Origin of the sequence: Clostridium moutaii, assembly GCF_041205085.1 — a bacterium.
Lineage (GTDB): Bacteria > Bacillota > Clostridia > Clostridiales > Clostridiaceae > Clostridium_B > Clostridium_B moutaii.
In genome coordinates, this window is the sequence record NZ_JBGEWD010000002.1 from 197,273 (window position 1) to 213,930 (window position 16,658).

Consider the following 16,658-nt stretch of genomic DNA (forward strand, 5'->3'; position numbering starts at 1 on the left):
AGTTAGATACCTACCTTAGCTATAAAGTCCTCAATAAGTTTCCTATGCTGTTTTTCATCAATAGAACCTTCTAAAGCTTTTGTAGACACCAATAGGGCTAAATCCACCACCTGATTTTTTATATCAGCCTGTGCTTTTTCTCTTTGCCTATCCACTTCAATTTTTGCTCTATTTAATATAAGCTGTGCCTCCTTACGGGCGTCACCTAATACATCTTCAGAAACTCTTTCAGCCTTATTTTTATAATCTTCAACAATAGATTTGCCCTCTTTTTTTGAATTTTTTAGCAATTCATTATGCTGAGCCACTAATTGTTTTGATTTTTTCTCATTTTCAGCAGCATTTCTGATCTTAGAATCAATTTCCTCCTGCCTGGTGGTAAGGGTATCGTTAACAGGTTTAAAAAAGAAATGCCTCAAAATAAAGTATAATATAACAAAGTTTATTATTGTTATAACAACCGTAATCCAATCAATTTGCATACCAGACTTCAATCCTCCCCTCTAAAATTATATGTAAACTGGTGAGGTATAGATATAATCAAACTTTAAATACTAAAATAAGAGCTATTAACAAGGAATAGATAGCTGTTACCTCTGACAAAGCAGCACTTACAAAGAATGTACTCAATATCTTACCACTTGCCTCTGGTTGCCTTGATACACCTTCAACTGCTTTTCCTGCAGCAGTACCAACTCCAATACCTCCTCCTAAACATCCTATAGCAGCTAAACCTGCGCCTATTGCTGCCATACCTGATATGAATGTATTTGCATCTAAATTCATAATAAAAAATCCTCCTTAAATAAATATTAAACATAAGCTATTAATCTTCAGCTATAACCTTTATATTCATTATTGTAAGCATAACGAACACTATCATCTGTATTGAACCGTCGAATAAATCAAAGAAAGCATGTAGGGGAATTGGTATCAACAATTGAGAGAACCATGCCATATGCCCTAATCCCTTGTATACCATTCCAATAATTACAGCACCTGCTGTTAAATTACCAAACAGTCGGAGACTTAGTGAAACCGGAAGAACTATTCTTTCTACAATATTAAGAGGCAACAATGGTATTGCCGGTTTAGCATAAGCACCGAAATAACGCCCAAGTCCATTTTTTTTAATAGCATTGTATTGGACTAAGACAAAAGTTATAAGTGCAAGCCCTACTGCCACACTCAAGTCTTCTGTTGGAGCTCTTACCCCTATAATAACAGGAGCAATATTCATTACTAGAATATATATTGCAAGGGTTCCCACATAAGGTATAAATGATACATACTCTTTTCCCATATTATCCGTTACAAGGTTTTGTACTGACTCTACAATAATTTCAATAACAGTTTGTCTTTTATCAGGTATCTTTTTCATACCCCTAGTAAAAATTTTTGCCAAGATGGCTAGAACTACAATAATAACCCACTGCACTATGACACTGGAGGTTATCGGAATCTTTAGCGACCCCAAGTGTATTAGAAACAATGGTGAAAAACTTTCCACTTCATCACATCCCTTCTTTATCTCATATTATTATCGATTACTTTCTATAACTGAATATATATATACTCCCAACAAGTGAGCAGTATAACCAAATAAATATGGAATAGTATTATTTTTATTGTGAATAAAAATAACATATCCTATTCCTGCCGCAATAACAATTCTTATGATAAAGCTTATAATATACAATGATCCAGATGAATTGGGGAGCTTTTGAAATACCAGCCCTCCTACTATGCTGTTCACAAAAAAATTAAAAATTGCTATCAACATTCCTATTAATATAAACAACCCATAACTTTTAAAAATCAATTGCACTAGACAAGCTATTGTGATACCAAATACTAAATTGATGACAGATACCTTTTTCACCATATCTAAAATATGTTTATCCATTAAGTTCCCCCGTGTAGAAATAAACTAATAAAATTATATACCTTAAAAATATAATCTAAAAGTTCTATTTTTTCGCTTAATTAACTGTTTTTACGCAATTTAAGTCAATCTGCATGATTTTAGCCCATGATTACTTATTAAATCTACACATCTTTCAATTTATAATTCAGCTATAATAAATACGCAATTATTATAAAAAAACACAAGGTTTGTGTCCTTTTACAAATCGATTTCTAAAAACACATCCCTTATGTCATCCAATTTTCCAAATAAATTATCTCTCCACTATTATGGCAGTTCCCATTCCACCACCTATGCATAATGTAGCGAGACCCTTTTTAACATCTCTTCTTTTCATCTCATAAAGCAGTGTAGTAAGTATTCTTGCACCTGAGCATCCGACTGGATGTCCAAGAGCCAGTGCTCCACCGTTTACATTTACTTTGCTCATATCAAATTTTAAATCTTTAGCTACAGCTAAACTTTGAGCTGCAAATGCTTCATTTGCTTCTATTAAATCCAAATCTTCAACCTTTAACTTAGCTTTTTCCAATGCCAATTTAGTTGCATAAAATGGCCCATATCCCATTATCTTAGGATCCAATCCTCTAGTACCATAGGAAACAATTTTTGCAAGTGGTTCTATTCCCATTTCCTTTGCCTTATCTGCACTCATTACAACTAATGCCGCTGCTGCATCATTTATTCCTGAAGCATTTCCGGCTGTAACAGTTCCATCCTTTTTAAATGCGGGTTTCAACTTTGATAAGGATTGAGCAGTTGTGCCAAATCTAGGGAATTCATCTGTATCAAAAACTATTTCTCCCTTTTTTCTGTCTTTTATAACAATTGGCACTATTTCATCTTTAAATTTTCCACCCTTTATAGCTGCTTCTGCTTTTTGTTGAGATGATGCCGCAAATTCATCCTGCATTTCTCTGGTTAAGTTCCATTTTTCTGCTATATTTTCAGCTGTAACTCCCATATGATAATTATTGAAGGCTTCCCACAAACCATCCTTTATCATGGAATCCACCAATTTTCCGTCTCCCATTCTCTGTCCCCATCTGGCATTTGGAAGCAAATATGGAGCAGCAGACATATTCTCCATTCCTCCAGTTACAATTATATCCTCATCCCCGGATTTTATAATTTGAGCTGCCAGGCTGACTGCCCTAAGTCCTGAGCCGCAGACTTTATTCAAGGTAAATGCTGGAATTTCCACAGGAATACCTGCTTTTACAGCAGCTTGTCTTGCTGGGCTTTGCCCAAGACCTGCTTGTATTACATTTCCCATTATGACCTCGTCTATAAGCTCCGATTTAATATTGGATCTTTTCACTGCTTCTTTTATAACTGCAGCACCTAAATCCACCGCAGGAATATTTTTTAACGTTCCCCCAAATTTTCCTATAGCAGTTCTTGCAGCACTTACAATAACTACATCCCTCATAACTAATCCTCCTTAATTAAATTATCTATTTTTAATTTACAAAGTTTTCTGTCATCCTCTTTATTATACTAGCTAATTAAATTTTTATCAATGTTTTTTGTTAAAAAAAACACAAAGTTTTTAATATAAATCAGTGCTGAATTTTTAGCTAATTTTCAATTCCACATAAAGAAATTTTATTGAAACTCTTTATACTCATTATTTTGTATATGAAAATACTGCAAAATAGCTGCTGTTATCCTTCTAGATGCCTTGCCGTCCCCATAGGGATTTATGGCTCTACTCATTATATTATATTCATTTGAATTCAATATAAGTTCATTTGCAAGTTTAACTATATTACTCTCATCAGTGCCAACCAATTTTACCGTCCCTGCTTCTACAGCTTCCGGTCTTTCAGTTACATTTCTCAGTACCAATACAGGTTTTCCAAGATGAGGTGCTTCTTCTTGAAGTCCTCCTGAATCAGTCATTACCATATAACATTTATTCATCAAATTGTGGGTTTCCTTGGTATCAAGAGGAGGCAGCAAATGTATTCTTGGAACTTCGCCCAATATTTTATATACCATGTCTTTTACTATAGGGTTCAAGTGTACAAGATAAATAACTTCTACTTCCTCATTATCCCTTGCAATCTTTTTAAGAGCATTACAAATGTTTTGAATTCCCTTTCCCCAATTTTCTCTTCTATGGGCAGTTACCATTATAACTTTCTTGTTATTATAATCTATCTGATTTAGTTCACTATTGTTAAATACATAACCATTTTCTACGGTAAAATTCATGGCATCTATAACCGTGTTTCCTGTAACAAATATTTTATTTTCAAGAACTCCCTCTCTGAGGAGGTTATTTTTAGAACCTGAAGTTGGGGCAAAGTGCAAGTCAGCTATAGCTCCAGTAAGTTTTCTGTTCATTTCTTCAGGAAAAGGAAAGTATTTATCATAAGTTCTAAGACCTGCCTCTACATGGCCTACTGTTATTTTTTTATAGAAGGCTGCCAGAGCTCCTGCAAAAGTAGTAGTTGTATCTCCGTGTACAATAACTAAATCCGGCTTTTCTTCTTCAAATATATTTTCAAGTCCTTGGAGAACCCTAGTGGTTATTCCCGTTAAAGTCTGCTTGCTTTTCATTATATTCAAATCAAAATCTGGATGAATTTTAAAAAGCTCCAAAACTTGATCAAGCATTTGCCTGTGCTGAGCCGTGACACAAACCTTATTTTCTATATTTTCTATCTTTTCAAATTCCTTAATTAAGGGAGCCATCTTTATTGCTTCAGGCCTTGTACCAAATATTGTAATACTTTTGATTTTCTTCATATAAAATCCTCCATTTTACTCTTTATGTTTAAAAAATCCAGCTTTCCAGGCTATCAAAACTAAAATAATCATAACCATAATCAATAGCAAATAAGACCTTTGTGCATTTATCTCCATAGCTATTATGGAAAAGCTGCCAAGAACTGCACTTATAACATACATTATTGCAACAGCCTGTTTCTGTGTAAGTCCCATATCAAGGAGCCTGTGATGTAGATGCCCTCTATCCGCTTGCATAATTGGTCTGCCGTTTATCTTTCTCCTTATCATGGCAAATAAGGTATCATATATAGGTATCCCAAGTGCAAGAATAGGCACTGCTATAGAAAAAGCCGCTGCTGATTTTACAGCTCCTTCAATGGATATGGCTGCCAGTAAAAATCCCAGCAATTGTGCTCCTGTGTCCCCCATAAATATAGATGCCGGATTAAAATTATAGGGCAGGAATCCAATTATGGCTCCTGACAATATAATTGTAAGTATAGCAGCCTCATTTCTGCCATTTAACAATGCTATAATAAAAATAGTTATAGAGGATATGAAAGCAATGCCTGCGGCCAATCCATCTAATCCATCTATTAAGTTCAGTGCATTGGTAATTCCAACTACCCAAATTAAAGTCAGTGGAATTGACATCATCCCTAAATTCACAAATTGATATAGTCCACTGAACGGATTAGTAATCAATACTATCTTAACCCCATAAATTATCAGAATCAAAGTTGCCGCCAACTGAAACAATAATTTACACCAAGGTTTTATATTGAATTTATCATCTAAAAACCCCCCTATTACTATTATAGTCGAACCTAATATAAGACCAGTTTCAGAATTTGTAAGTTTGCCTACCTTTAAAACCAAAGTGACTACAAAAGAAATATATATGGCAATTCCACCTAAAAGCGGTACAGGCTTAGTATGTACTCTTCTATTATCTTTAGGCACATCCATAATCCGTAATTTTATAGCGTATTTTCTAACAAGTGGTGTAATCACAGCTGAAAGTACTGCTGAAACTAATACAAATAGATATAAATTATTCATAACAACCTTCCTTAATCACATCTTTTGTTCTATCAGATATTATGTTATTCTGCTCTTTTTACACATATTAATTCAATTTGTGGTGCTTTTTCAAACCAATTAATTTCAGGTTTATAATCTTCAGAATATACCACTCTTTTAATGCCGCAGGTAATTATCAACTTTTGACACTCAGGACAGGGCATATGGGTGACATATAATGTAGATTCTTCTCTGTCCTCTGGCGGTACTTCAAGCAAACAATTTACTTCTGCATGAATTGTTCTTATACAATGATTGCTTTTAAGGTAACATCCAACATCATCGCAATGTTCTAATCCCTTGGGACTTCCATTATAACCGGTACCTTTTATTCTTCTGTTTTTAACAAGAACTGCACCTACATGCAATCTAGGGCACGTACTTCTTTCTGCAACCTTAAATGCTATATCTATAAAATAACTATCCCAGTCTTTTCTCATTTACAAATATCTCCTTGCTTTATAAGAATATACTATATATTATAAACTATTGAATCATATTTTAAAACAATCGCTATTACTTTTTAACATAATTCTCCTTCATTCACCTTATGGGAAATCCTAATTTGACCACTCTTTTTAACAAACAAAAGCCCACCTTACAGTGGGCCTTGCATGTAATAATTATCCAATAAGCCAAGGAGATTATTTATTTTGTTCCATATAACCTGTCTCCGGCATCTCCAAGGCCTGGTACTATATATCCATTTTCGTTCAATTTTTCATCTATAGCTGCTGTGTACACATCTACATCAGGATGAGCTTTGATAACGGCTTCTACTCCTTCTCTTGCAGTTATCAAACACATAAGTCTTATATTTTTAGCACCCTTTCGCTTTAACATAGTTATTGCATCTATAGCGGATCCGCCTGTTGCAAGCATAGGATCGGTGACAATTACTTCTCTTTCCCCTATATCCTGAGGTAATTTGCAAAAATACTCTACAGGTTTCAATGTGCTTTCATCTCTATAGAGTCCTATATGACCTACCTTTGCTGCAGGTATAAGTTTTAATATTCCACCTACCATACCAAGTCCTGCTCTCAATATAGGTATTATGGCAACTTTTTTTCCAGAAAGCATTTTGCAGGTGGTTTTAGCTATGGGTGTTTCTATTTCCACATCCTCTATTTGAAGATTTCTGGTTACTTCATAAGCCATAAGCATAGCTACTTCTTCTACAAGTTCTCTAAAATCCTTAGAACCTGTATTTTTATCCCTTATCAAAGCCAATTTATGCAATACAAGTGGATGATCTATTTGTGTTACTTTACTCATTATGATTCCTCCAATTTAATCAGTGAACAGTTGCAGTTCACAGTTATAATCTACTGTTATTTATTATATTTTTTTTCTATTCCAGTAATTTTATCTATTCTTTTTTGATGTCTATCTCCTTGAAATTTAGCTGATAAAAAAGTATCAACTATGTCAAGTGCAAGTCCCACACCTACTACTCTCTGACCCATTGCCAATATATTTGCATCATTATGTTCCCTACATGCATGAGCACTGAAAGTATCTCCACAAAGTGCCGCCCTTATTCCCGGTACTTTATTTGCAGCAATACTTATTCCAATTCCAGTGCCACATATCAGTATGCCAAAGTCATAATTTTTTTTTGAAACTTCTTCTGCAACTTTTAGTGCATAATCAGGGTAATCACAAGAATCTTCCGAGAAAGTACCAAAATCTTGAATTTTCATTCCTTTTTCCTGTAAATATTTGATCACTTCCTTTTTCAAGGGAAATCCTGCATGGTCACTGCCTAAAGCAATTTTCATAAAAACACCTCCAAAAATATATTATTATTTTATCCCAGTACCACCTGAGCATATGCCCGCAAAAAAGGAAGATAATAACATCTAATTAATGCCCGTATCTTCCTTTAATTTGTTTAATAACAACAAAATACTATTTTTCAGCTGACTATAAGTATGTTCATATTCGGCTATACTCTTTCCAAAAGGATCTTTTATGTCTTCCCCTAAAGAAACAAATTCACTTAAAGTATATATTTTATTTCTAAATTTAGGGAAACTCTTTTGCAGTCCATTTCTTATATATGAAGTCATTGTCAAAATAATCGTTGAATTTTCTACCATATATTCATTTACCTGGACAGCCCTTCTATTGCTTATGTCTACATTTATATTTTTCTTTATAACCAATGCAGAATTTTTAGAAGTTATACTGTTATCCAATACCGCCATACCGGCAGAAGAAGCTCTTATATGTATTATATCACACATAGAATTAAATATGGCCTCTGCCATGCAACTTCTACAGGTGTTACCCGTACAAACAAACAGTATATTTTTCATAAATCAATCCCCCCAAAGCTCAAGTGTCCAAATAAACTAATGTCTGCTAAATGATGAAATATTTTTTATACTCTTGTAATATCAAAACCAGCAGATTTATTTAACCTATTCATTACAGCCACTCCTATACCCTTTTCTTCAAATGCTTCGGCTAATATAACATCCACATTTTTGTCATCAAAACTTCTAAGAGTTTCAAATAGATTCCTAGATATGCTCAACATATTATTCCTACTGCCCAAAGATATTACCAATCCTTTGTTATAAAAATCCTTTGTTTCATCTGTAGCAATTATTCCAACTACCTTATTTTCATCTATATAATTTTGCACCATTTCGTTGATTTTTGCAATAGTTTTTTTCAAATCTCCATTAACTATTTTTACCGGTGCCTTTGGAGCATAGTGCCTGTATTTCATTCCAGGTGCTTTAGGTTTTATATTTTTATTTGGTTTTTTCATCACTGCCGGATCGATATAAACTTCTTTATCTATTTTTCTTAACATCTCAAGGGTTATACCCCCTGGCCTTAATACACAAGCTGGTGTCACTGTACAATCTATTACCGTAGATTCTACTCCTACCTGGCACATTTCTCCTCCCAATATAAAGTCCACCTTTCCATTTAGATCTTCTATACATCTTTCCATATCCGTGGGACTTGGACGCCCGGATATATTTGCAGAAGGTGCTGCTATTGGAACTTTTGATTTCTTAATAAGTTCTCTAGCTATTATATTGGATGGCATTCTGATTCCTACACTGGGAAGGGATGCACTGGTAACATCCGGAATAATAGATGATTTAGGAAGAATTAAAGTCATAGGCCCAGGCCAAAATTTTTCCATAAATTTATAGGCTATATCAGGTATATCGTGCACTAGGGTTTCTATCTGTTTCATATCCCATATATGTACGATTAAAGGATTATCCTGAGGCCTTCCCTTGGCCTCAAATATCTTCTTTACTGCTTTTGGGTCAAGAGCATTTGCTCCAAGTCCATAGACAGTTTCTGTTGGAAAGGCTACAAGTCCACCATCTCTTATCATTTTTCCAGCCTCTTCAATAATGCCTTCATCCAAATTTTTTTCATCTATCATCTTTATTTTTGTATTCATCTTACAAACCACCTTTTATATTTAAAACTATAAGTTTATTGTATCTTAAAATCGCTTAAATTTTATAATACCCGTATTATTACAAGCCCTAAAATAATACCGCAAAGGGTACCAAGTGTACTTGTTGCACCTTCCCACAATTTTGAAGATTCCGGTATCATCTCTCCACATACAACATACAGCATTATTCCTGATGCAACGGAAAGACATGCACCTAATACGTTTTGAGATATATTTGCTATGTATGTACCGGCAAAAGTTCCTAAAGCTGTTGGAAAAGCTGTAATAAATGCATAAAAAAGTATTTTGGGAACCCTTACCCTAGATGCCATAAGTGGTGCTGATACAGCAATTCCCTCTGGTATATCATGAATTGCAATTATAATGCTCATCTTTAAACCAAGAGTACTGCCTGCTGCAAATCCACATCCCATTATTATTCCCTCCGGGAAATTGTGAATCATAAGACCCAGTGAAGCCATAAATGCCATTTTCATATGCTTATTGTTACTGTTTATATTTACCTTCTCATCAATTATTGCAATGATTGCAATTCCCAAAACTGCAAATGCTATAGTTAAACCAAAACTCCATTTTTCAATAGACTGAGGAATCAAGTCAAACACTACTACCGATAACATTATACCCCCGGCAAATCCTATTATAAACCCCAGTAACTTATTAGACGGCTCTTTCACTGCAACTCCCAAAGAGGCTCCTATCATAGTGCCTGTAAGGGATACCAAACTCCCTATTGCCACTATGTCAATCAAATTTGCACTCAAAAAATCACCTTATATTTATTACTTATATTTCATGTTTATTTTAAAATTCTATAATATATGAATTATATTTTTATTTTTTACTCCTTATGATATAATTTTCTGAGTTCTGTCTATAACATTTTATCTTTTCTATAGTTGCTTGGGTAAACCAGGCATAAACACAGCTTTTATAAACTGTATCCAAAAATGGGTATTTACTCAGTTCACCTCTTTTTATTATAGTGTAGTAAAACTTGTCCTCAGGACGTAAAACTTTAAGTTTATTATATTCATGGGCAATATAAGCATGCTTTTTAAGAAATCCTCTATGTATGGGTATCATCCTATCGCTTCTAAATTTAGAGGTTGAAAGGAGTATAATTCTAAATCCATCTTGTTCTGTATTTCTTTGTGTATATTCTTCCACATGTACCAATACGATTTTATCACATATTATATTTAACCTTCCACTTTTTATTCCCATATTTATTTTTAATTTATACCCATCATAAGTAAAGTTCAGCAATGAATTATTGATTTTTATAATAACTGCTAAAAAAATAAGCACTTCCAATAATATAAGATAGGTTATATAAAATGTATAAAATTTACTTGTTAAGATAAGATATGCCGGGAGTATAAAAAAAATAAGACATATAGAAAGCATAAATATCTTATAAGATCTTTTTTGCTTTCTAATAGTTTTATCTATATTCATGCTTTCCCGTCAGATGGAATTTAACGGTTATTTCAGCTCCTTTCGTCTAATAATTTATATTGCACCACTATCTCATTTATTAGTTATTTCCGATGGCTTTCATCTTCTCAGCCTGATCTGAAGTTATAAGGGCATCTATTATTTCATCTATATCTCCATCTAAAAATGCATCCAGTTTATATAAAGTCATTCCTATCCTATGGTCCGTAACTCTCCCCTGAGGATAATTATAAGTCCTTATTCTTTCACTTCTATCACCTGTGCCAACCTGACTCTTTCTATCTTCTGCTATACTTGCACTCCTTTCAGCTTCCGCCTTTTCATAAAGCCTTGACTTAAGAACCTTCATGGCTTTTTCCTTATTCTTAAGCTGAGATTTTTCATCCTGACAGGACACTACAAGGCCTGTTGGTAAATGCGTAATTCTAACTGCTGAATCCGTAGTATTAACACACTGTCCACCATGACCTGATGCTCTAAAAACATCTATCCTTATATCATTGGGATTTACTACTATATCCACATCATCAACTTCTGGAAGTACTGCTACAGTTGCAGTAGAAGTATGAATCCTCCCGCTGGATTCTGTATCTGGAACCCTTTGAACTCTGTGAGTGCCGCTTTCATATTTTAATCTGCTATAAGCTCCTTTTCCTTTCACCATAAATACAATTTCCTTAAATCCACCTATGTCCGTGGCATTTAAACTTATGGTTTCTATTTTCCACCCTTTACGTTCTGCATATCTTGTATACATTCTTGTAAGGTTTGCCGCAAATAGAGCTGCCTCTTCTCCTCCTGCTCCACCTCTAATTTCCACAAATACATTTTTATCATCATTTGGATCCTTAGGAATAAGAAGGACTTTTAATTCATCTTCGATTTCATCTATATGCTCTGCAAGCTTTTTTATCTCTTCCTGTTCCATCTCTCTCATTTCTTTATCTGTTTCTTCTTTAAACATCTCTTTGTTGTCTTCTAAATCCTGAACAGTTTTTTTGTATTCCCTGTATTTTATAACTATCTCTTCCATTTCAGCATGTTCCTTACACAATTTTTGCCATTCTTTTTGATTTTCCATAACTGTAGGATCACTTATCTTAATGGATAATTCCTCGTATTTATTTTCTATGAAATTAAGTCTTTCTAACATAATTTTTATCACTCCGTATAAATATTTTCACAATATATTATTATATCATAACATTTTTATCTATAGCAATAAACCTGAAAAACAGTAAAATACTTGTTAAACCTTATTCTACAATGCCTTTCCCAATACTGCCCTAATTACTCTATTCTTTCCTGATAAGTCTTTTATGCAGGATATATTTTGGAAGCCATTTTTTTTCAATATACAGCTTACTTTCTCCTTTTGATCATATCCTATTTCAAGCATAAGTACTCCACCTTTATTTAAAACTTTCAGACTTTCCTCAGCTATTTTTCTATAAAACTCCAGCCCATCTTCCCCTCCGCAAAGTGCCTCATAGGGCTCATAGTTTTTTACATCATCCATTAATTTGTCTATCATATTTTTTTCTATATAAGGCGGGTTTGATACAATCATATTAAATTTTACCTTGTTTTTAATAAAATACTGAAGCAAATCACTTTCCACTACCTGTACTCTTTTTTGAAGAGAAAATCTTTTTATATTTTCAGCTGTAACCTTCAGGGCCATAGGAGATATATCACAACATTTTACATCTACATTATCTGTAAATTTGGCTATAGACAATCCAATTGCTCCAGTTCCGCAGCATAAATCACATATATTACAAATACCGCCGCCATTTATTTCCTGCAAGGCCTGTTCTACTAAAGTTTCAGTATCTGGTCTGGGTATTAGCACCCCAGGGGTTACCAGAAAGTTCATCCCCATAAATTCACACTCTCCCAATATGTATTTTACAGGCATTTTTTTCTCTCTTAATTTTAAATATCCATAATAATCTTCGGCCTCTTCTTTGGTAACTTCATAATTGCCATTTATAAATATAAATAGTCTATCTTTATTTATGGCTTTTCCCAAGAGCAGCTGTACATCTAAAACATAACTATCTATTTTTTTATCCTTTAAAATTTCATATCCATATTTTAAAAGTTCATTTATTCTATTTTCCATAAGAATTCTCTACTTTCACTGAATTCATTTTATTGTATTTACTGCATGTTTCCAGCTGTACTCCATCCTTATCCACGTTTATAATACTTTTTATTTGTCCATCTTCACAATACTTACTTTCTTCATTTTCTTCTTCTATTCCCTCTGCATACTTCAATGCCACAATTGCCACTTCCAACTGGCTGTAATCAGGTTCTTTTGTAGTAAGTTTTTGAAGCATAAGTCCAGGATATGATAAAACCCTGGATAAAAATCCATTACTTTTGCCCATCCACCTTATAAGTTCGTAAGTGATTCCAGATACTAAGGGCAATAAAATTATTCTGTACAAAATTCTCTGCCAGATACTCCCCCATCCGGTTAGTGAGAAAAGTATTATACTTACTATCATTACCAGAAACAAAAAATTTGTACCGCATCTTGGATGAAACCTACTAAATTTCTCGGCATTTTCCGGAGTCAATTCTCTTTCATTTTCATAGCAGAAAATAGTTTTATGCTCAGCCCCATGATATTGAAATACCCTGTTTATATCAGACATCTTGCCTATCAAAAATATATAAATCAAAAACATGGATACTCTGATTATACCTTCAACTATATTAAGTTTTACAGAGCCGTATACTCCAAATCTTTTAAATATATTTGCTGCAAAAGTTGGGAAAATAAAGAACAGCAGAATTGCTACCCCAAGGGATACAAGAAAAGTTATACTCATGAGTACGGCTTCACTTTTCTCTTTAAATATACTTTTAAACCAATCATCAAATTTCGTAGGCTCTTCTTCCTCTTGAAAAAAAGATGCTGAATAATTCAACGTGTTTATACCTATAATCAGTGATTCTATTAAAGATACAAATCCTCTTATAATGGGCAGTCCAAAAAATTTATTTTTTTTACTATAGGGTATGTTTTCCTCCCTATTGACTGCAATTTCACCATTGGACTTTCTCACAGCAGTAGCTATACCATGCATTCCTCTCATCATAACTCCTTCTATTACGGCTTGCCCTCCAACAGATGTTTTTCTTGACATTGTATTCACCTCTCATCATAATCCTCTTTAATCTTTAATATCAAGCGATTCTTAGATTCAGGTAGAGTTTGCTCATAAGGAATACTTTTCGTATCTGAACCTTAGAAGAACTTATCCAGGGGCGTAGTATCGCTTATCCCCAACTTTACGAAACTCAGGGTGTTAGCAATAACAGCCTTCGGATAAATTTTTTATATAACCAAATATATTCTAACAGAGGTAGAGTGCATATTAAAGTATAGATTTTATTTTTACAAAATAAATTAGCTTGCTTACCCGTTTTATTGACTTAGTTTCATGCCTATGTTATAATACAGAAGTTAAAATTAGAGTTTTGTCATTTAAACTTGAAAGAGGTGAACAATATGAAAAAAGGCATACATCCAGAATACTATCATGATGCGGTAGTCAAGTGTGCATGTGGAAACACTTTTACAACTGGTTCAACGGAAAAAGAGTTAAAAGTGGAAATATGCTCTAAATGCCATCCTTTCTTTACTGGTAAGCAAAAGATAATTGATGCTGGTGGAAGAGTTGATAGATTCTTAAAGAAATTTAATTTAAAAAATGAAGAATAATTATAATAAGATGTATCATTTTATTATAGAACCTGTCTTTTAATTTAAAAGGCAGGTTTTTGTTTTAACGTTTATCAAATGATTTATTCAATTCCATTTTACTGGCAATATTCATAAACTCTATATTATTCTTGGTCTTCGCCAACAAATTTATTAACTGTTCAGTAATATTTTGAGTATTATTATCATCATATAATACTTTTCTTATATTAAATGCAGTTTCCCTTTCCAGTTGATTTTCAAAAAGTAAATCCTCTCTCCTTGTACCAGATTTATACACATCTATGGCAGGGAATATTCTTCTTTCCTGAAGCTTTCTATTTAAATGTACTTCCATATTTCCAGTACCCTTAAATTCTTCAAATATCATATCATCCATTCTACTTCCAGTTTCAATTAATGCAGTGGCAAGTATAGTTAAACTTCCACCTTCTTCTATATTTCTAGCTGCACCAAAAAACTTTTTAGGCATTATAAGTGCTCCTGGATCTAATCCTCCTGAAAGAGTTCTGCCCGTTGGAGTTATAGTCAAGTTATATGCTCTGGAAAGTCTGGTGATACTATCCAGAAGTATTACTACATCCTGACCTTGCTCTACCATTCTTTTGGTCCTCTCAAGCACCATATAGGCAACCTTAGTATGATGTTCCGGTTCTTCATCAAAAGTAGAATAAATCACTTCACCATTTATGGATCTTTGCATATCAGTAACTTCCTCTGGTCGCTCGTCTATAAGTAAAACTATAAGCTTTATTCCTGGATGATTTTTTGAAATACTCTGGGCTATTTTTTTTAGAAGAGTAGTTTTACCTGCCTTAGGTGGAGCAACTATAATTCCTCTCTGCCCTTTACCTATAGGGGATATTATATCCATAAGCCTGGTAGACAAATTTGAACTTTGAGTTTCTAATCTTAATCTCTGATTAGGATATATAGGAGTGAGGGTTTCAAAAGGTTTTCTTCCAACTGCTCTTTCTGGATTCTCTCCATTTACTTCTTGAACATATAATAATGCCTTAAACTTTTCTCCCTCTTTTGGAATTCTGACTTTTCCACAGACCTCATCACCGGTTTTTAAATTAAATCTCCTTATTTGAGATGGTGATACATATATATCATCAGGACCTGTGAGATAATTTTTCCCTCTTAAAAATCCATAGTTATTATTTTCAATTATCTCAAGTACCCCTCTTGCACTATCTGATTCATTTATCATTTCTTTAAGTTTTTCTCTTTTTTCATCACAATTCGTTTTCTGTTCCTGCGATTTAGCTTCATGAGCTTTGTCATCTGATGTCTTTATACTATGCTCCTGCTCCCTGTGCTTGCTTACTTCCTCTTTTTTAGGACTTATTTTTTCTCTAAGCACAATACCACCTTTATTTATATAAGCAGGAGAAACCTTTTTTATCTCCTCAATTAATTCAGACTTTTTATATTTAGATATGTTCCTTATCTCCAAGGTTTTTGCAATATCTTTTAATTTTGCAACTGTCATATTGTCTATATCTTTATTGTTCAAAAAGTAACACCTCACAATTATTTAGTTTTATATTATAACATAATCTTGGGAAATTTTTAAAATAAAGTTGAAAATATAATATGAAAATATCATATTTATAAGTAAAGAATTCCTATATAGAAAGGTTACACTTCAGGATACATTATACCCCTTTTTTTCACTTTAATCCATATTATTTTATGACAATCACAAAAACAGTTAAAAATATCATATAAGTGCATATGTCTTTTCCACGATTTCATTATGCCTTGAAATTCTATTTTTTATAGTATTATAATTTCCTATATATAAAATTGGGAAACCCAACACTTCGCAGCCCCCAATTATAATATCTTTTTTAATCAAGTGATTGATATTATATTTATAGTAGTGAACATTCCCACAGAATTCACATTTAACTCCTATAAGTAATGTTTTGTTATTTATAAAGTTTATTTTTAAAGAGGTGAAACTCTTATTGATCTTATTCACATCAAATATGGAAAAATTTTTAATATCATACTTTTCTTCCAAATTTTTAACAGCAATACTTATATTTGTTTGAAATATCACAAAGCTCACCTCCCATGAATATTCATCAGCTTTTTAATATGATTTTAATTAAGAATAATTAAAATCATATTATTTATATTTCTATAAATATCTCCAAAATCCTTCATAAAAACTCATTATATTATTTTATTTTTACAATTATAATTGGTACATATCATAAGAATATATG

At 33.1% G+C, this 16,658-nt stretch carries 20 protein-coding genes; 1 reads left to right on the top strand and 19 read right to left on the bottom strand.

Annotated features, from left to right (window positions below; genetic code table 11):
• Nucleotides 1-2: 2 nt before the first annotated feature.
• The 17 genes from AB8U03_RS03690 to AB8U03_RS03770 all read right to left on the bottom strand — a co-directional run bounded on the left by AB8U03_RS03690 (nt 3) and on the right by AB8U03_RS03770 (nt 13,837).
• Nucleotides 3-482 carry a F0F1 ATP synthase subunit B gene (locus AB8U03_RS03690; protein WP_369703196.1) on the bottom strand — a complete coding sequence of 160 codons (480 nt, stop codon included), beginning with the start codon at nt 480-482 and terminating at the stop codon, nt 3-5.
• Nucleotides 483-540: 58 nt separating this feature from the next.
• On the bottom strand, nt 541-786 hold the full coding sequence (gene atpE / locus AB8U03_RS03695; protein WP_369703197.1) for an ATP synthase F0 subunit C: 246 nt from the start codon (nt 784-786) through the stop codon (nt 541-543).
• Nucleotides 787-826: 40 nt separating this feature from the next.
• Nucleotides 827-1,510, bottom strand: a complete 684-nt coding sequence (locus AB8U03_RS03700) for a F0F1 ATP synthase subunit A (RefSeq protein WP_369703198.1) — start codon at nt 1,508-1,510, stop codon at nt 827-829.
• A gap of 30 nt (nt 1,511-1,540) precedes the next feature.
• Complete coding sequence (locus AB8U03_RS03705; RefSeq protein WP_369703199.1) at nt 1,541-1,906, bottom strand: ATP synthase subunit I; 366 nt, start codon at nt 1,904-1,906, stop codon at nt 1,541-1,543.
• A 274-nt stretch (nt 1,907-2,180) separates the two neighbouring features.
• The gene (locus AB8U03_RS03710) at nt 2,181-3,359 is read right to left on the bottom strand and encodes an acetyl-CoA C-acetyltransferase (protein ID WP_369703200.1); all 1,179 of its coding nucleotides are present in this window, start codon (nt 3,357-3,359) and stop codon (nt 2,181-2,183) included.
• A gap of 176 nt (nt 3,360-3,535) precedes the next feature.
• The gene (wecB, locus tag AB8U03_RS03715; protein WP_369703201.1) at nt 3,536-4,684 is read right to left on the bottom strand and encodes a non-hydrolyzing UDP-N-acetylglucosamine 2-epimerase; all 1,149 of its coding nucleotides are present in this window, start codon (nt 4,682-4,684) and stop codon (nt 3,536-3,538) included.
• Nucleotides 4,685-4,699: 15 nt separating this feature from the next.
• Nucleotides 4,700-5,728, bottom strand: a complete 1,029-nt coding sequence (locus tag AB8U03_RS03720; protein ID WP_369703202.1) for an MraY family glycosyltransferase — start codon at nt 5,726-5,728, stop codon at nt 4,700-4,702.
• 44 nt (nt 5,729-5,772) lie between these two features.
• The gene (locus AB8U03_RS03725) at nt 5,773-6,189 is read right to left on the bottom strand and encodes a deoxycytidylate deaminase (protein ID WP_369703203.1); all 417 of its coding nucleotides are present in this window, start codon (nt 6,187-6,189) and stop codon (nt 5,773-5,775) included.
• A gap of 208 nt (nt 6,190-6,397) precedes the next feature.
• The gene (gene upp / locus AB8U03_RS03730) at nt 6,398-7,027 is read right to left on the bottom strand and encodes a uracil phosphoribosyltransferase (RefSeq protein ID WP_369703204.1); all 630 of its coding nucleotides are present in this window, start codon (nt 7,025-7,027) and stop codon (nt 6,398-6,400) included.
• A 56-nt stretch (nt 7,028-7,083) separates the two neighbouring features.
• Nucleotides 7,084-7,533, bottom strand: a complete 450-nt coding sequence (gene rpiB, locus AB8U03_RS03735; RefSeq protein ID WP_369703205.1) for a ribose 5-phosphate isomerase B — start codon at nt 7,531-7,533, stop codon at nt 7,084-7,086.
• Nucleotides 7,534-7,614: 81 nt separating this feature from the next.
• Nucleotides 7,615-8,073 carry a low molecular weight protein arginine phosphatase gene (locus AB8U03_RS03740; RefSeq protein WP_369703206.1) on the bottom strand — a complete coding sequence of 153 codons (459 nt, stop codon included), beginning with the start codon at nt 8,071-8,073 and terminating at the stop codon, nt 7,615-7,617.
• 65 nt (nt 8,074-8,138) lie between these two features.
• Entirely contained in the window at nt 8,139-9,191 is a 1,053-nt protein-coding gene (locus tag AB8U03_RS03745; protein ID WP_369703207.1) for an L-threonylcarbamoyladenylate synthase, read from the bottom strand.
• 62 nt (nt 9,192-9,253) lie between these two features.
• The gene (locus AB8U03_RS03750) at nt 9,254-9,976 is read right to left on the bottom strand and encodes a ZIP family metal transporter (RefSeq protein ID WP_369703208.1); all 723 of its coding nucleotides are present in this window, start codon (nt 9,974-9,976) and stop codon (nt 9,254-9,256) included.
• Between the two features lie 70 nt (nt 9,977-10,046).
• The gene (locus tag AB8U03_RS03755; RefSeq protein ID WP_369703209.1) at nt 10,047-10,673 is read right to left on the bottom strand and encodes a hypothetical protein; all 627 of its coding nucleotides are present in this window, start codon (nt 10,671-10,673) and stop codon (nt 10,047-10,049) included.
• A 79-nt stretch (nt 10,674-10,752) separates the two neighbouring features.
• On the bottom strand, nt 10,753-11,826 hold the full coding sequence (gene prfA / locus AB8U03_RS03760) for a peptide chain release factor 1 (RefSeq protein ID WP_369703210.1): 1,074 nt from the start codon (nt 11,824-11,826) through the stop codon (nt 10,753-10,755).
• Between the two features lie 108 nt (nt 11,827-11,934).
• A complete protein-coding gene (prmC, locus tag AB8U03_RS03765; protein ID WP_369703211.1) occupies nt 11,935-12,801 on the bottom strand; it encodes a peptide chain release factor N(5)-glutamine methyltransferase in 867 nt (288 codons plus the stop codon).
• Nucleotides 12,791-13,837, bottom strand: a complete 1,047-nt coding sequence (locus AB8U03_RS03770; protein ID WP_369703212.1) for a DUF1385 domain-containing protein — start codon at nt 13,835-13,837, stop codon at nt 12,791-12,793. The genes prmC and AB8U03_RS03770 overlap by 11 nt, the downstream gene beginning before the upstream one ends.
• Before the next feature lie 365 nt (nt 13,838-14,202).
• Here AB8U03_RS03770 and rpmE point away from each other — a divergent pair, with 365 nt between their 5' ends.
• On the top strand, nt 14,203-14,415 hold the full coding sequence (gene rpmE, locus AB8U03_RS03775; protein WP_369703213.1) for a 50S ribosomal protein L31: 213 nt from the start codon (nt 14,203-14,205) through the stop codon (nt 14,413-14,415).
• A gap of 64 nt (nt 14,416-14,479) precedes the next feature.
• On the opposite strand, the gene rho is transcribed toward rpmE, so the two are convergent.
• On the bottom strand, nt 14,480-15,937 hold the full coding sequence (gene rho / locus AB8U03_RS03780) for a transcription termination factor Rho (protein WP_369703214.1): 1,458 nt from the start codon (nt 15,935-15,937) through the stop codon (nt 14,480-14,482).
• Between the two features lie 207 nt (nt 15,938-16,144).
• On the bottom strand, nt 16,145-16,489 hold the full coding sequence (locus AB8U03_RS03785) for a hypothetical protein (RefSeq protein ID WP_369703215.1): 345 nt from the start codon (nt 16,487-16,489) through the stop codon (nt 16,145-16,147).
• Nucleotides 16,490-16,658: the final 169 nt, after the last annotated feature.

What these genes read in the sequence shown, in the direction of transcription:
- AB8U03_RS03690 (WP_369703196.1), bottom strand. Translation starts at nt 482, where the DNA reads ATGCAAATTGATTGGATTACGGTTGTTATAACAATAATAAACTTTGTT.
- atpE (WP_369703197.1), bottom strand. Translation starts at nt 786, where the DNA reads ATGAATTTAGATGCAAATACATTCATATCAGGTATGGCAGCAATAGGC.
- AB8U03_RS03705 (WP_369703199.1), bottom strand. Translation starts at nt 1,906, where the DNA reads ATGGATAAACATATTTTAGATATGGTGAAAAAGGTATCTGTCATCAAT.
- AB8U03_RS03710 (WP_369703200.1), bottom strand. Translation starts at nt 3,359, where the DNA reads ATGAGGGATGTAGTTATTGTAAGTGCTGCAAGAACTGCTATAGGAAAA.
- wecB (WP_369703201.1), bottom strand. Translation starts at nt 4,684, where the DNA reads ATGAAGAAAATCAAAAGTATTACAATATTTGGTACAAGGCCTGAAGCA.
- AB8U03_RS03720 (WP_369703202.1), bottom strand. Translation starts at nt 5,728, where the DNA reads ATGAATAATTTATATCTATTTGTATTAGTTTCAGCAGTACTTTCAGCT.
- AB8U03_RS03725 (WP_369703203.1), bottom strand. Translation starts at nt 6,189, where the DNA reads ATGAGAAAAGACTGGGATAGTTATTTTATAGATATAGCATTTAAGGTT.
- upp (WP_369703204.1), bottom strand. Translation starts at nt 7,027, where the DNA reads ATGAGTAAAGTAACACAAATAGATCATCCACTTGTATTGCATAAATTG.
- rpiB (WP_369703205.1), bottom strand. Translation starts at nt 7,533, where the DNA reads ATGAAAATTGCTTTAGGCAGTGACCATGCAGGATTTCCCTTGAAAAAG.
- AB8U03_RS03740 (WP_369703206.1), bottom strand. Translation starts at nt 8,073, where the DNA reads ATGAAAAATATACTGTTTGTTTGTACGGGTAACACCTGTAGAAGTTGC.
- AB8U03_RS03745 (WP_369703207.1), bottom strand. Translation starts at nt 9,191, where the DNA reads ATGAATACAAAAATAAAGATGATAGATGAAAAAAATTTGGATGAAGGC.
- AB8U03_RS03755 (WP_369703209.1), bottom strand. Translation starts at nt 10,673, where the DNA reads ATGAATATAGATAAAACTATTAGAAAGCAAAAAAGATCTTATAAGATA.
- prfA (WP_369703210.1), bottom strand. Translation starts at nt 11,826, where the DNA reads ATGTTAGAAAGACTTAATTTCATAGAAAATAAATACGAGGAATTATCC.
- prmC (WP_369703211.1), bottom strand. Translation starts at nt 12,801, where the DNA reads ATGGAAAATAGAATAAATGAACTTTTAAAATATGGATATGAAATTTTA.
- AB8U03_RS03770 (WP_369703212.1), bottom strand. Translation starts at nt 13,837, where the DNA reads ATGTCAAGAAAAACATCTGTTGGAGGGCAAGCCGTAATAGAAGGAGTT.
- rpmE (WP_369703213.1), top strand. Translation starts at nt 14,203, where the DNA reads ATGAAAAAAGGCATACATCCAGAATACTATCATGATGCGGTAGTCAAG.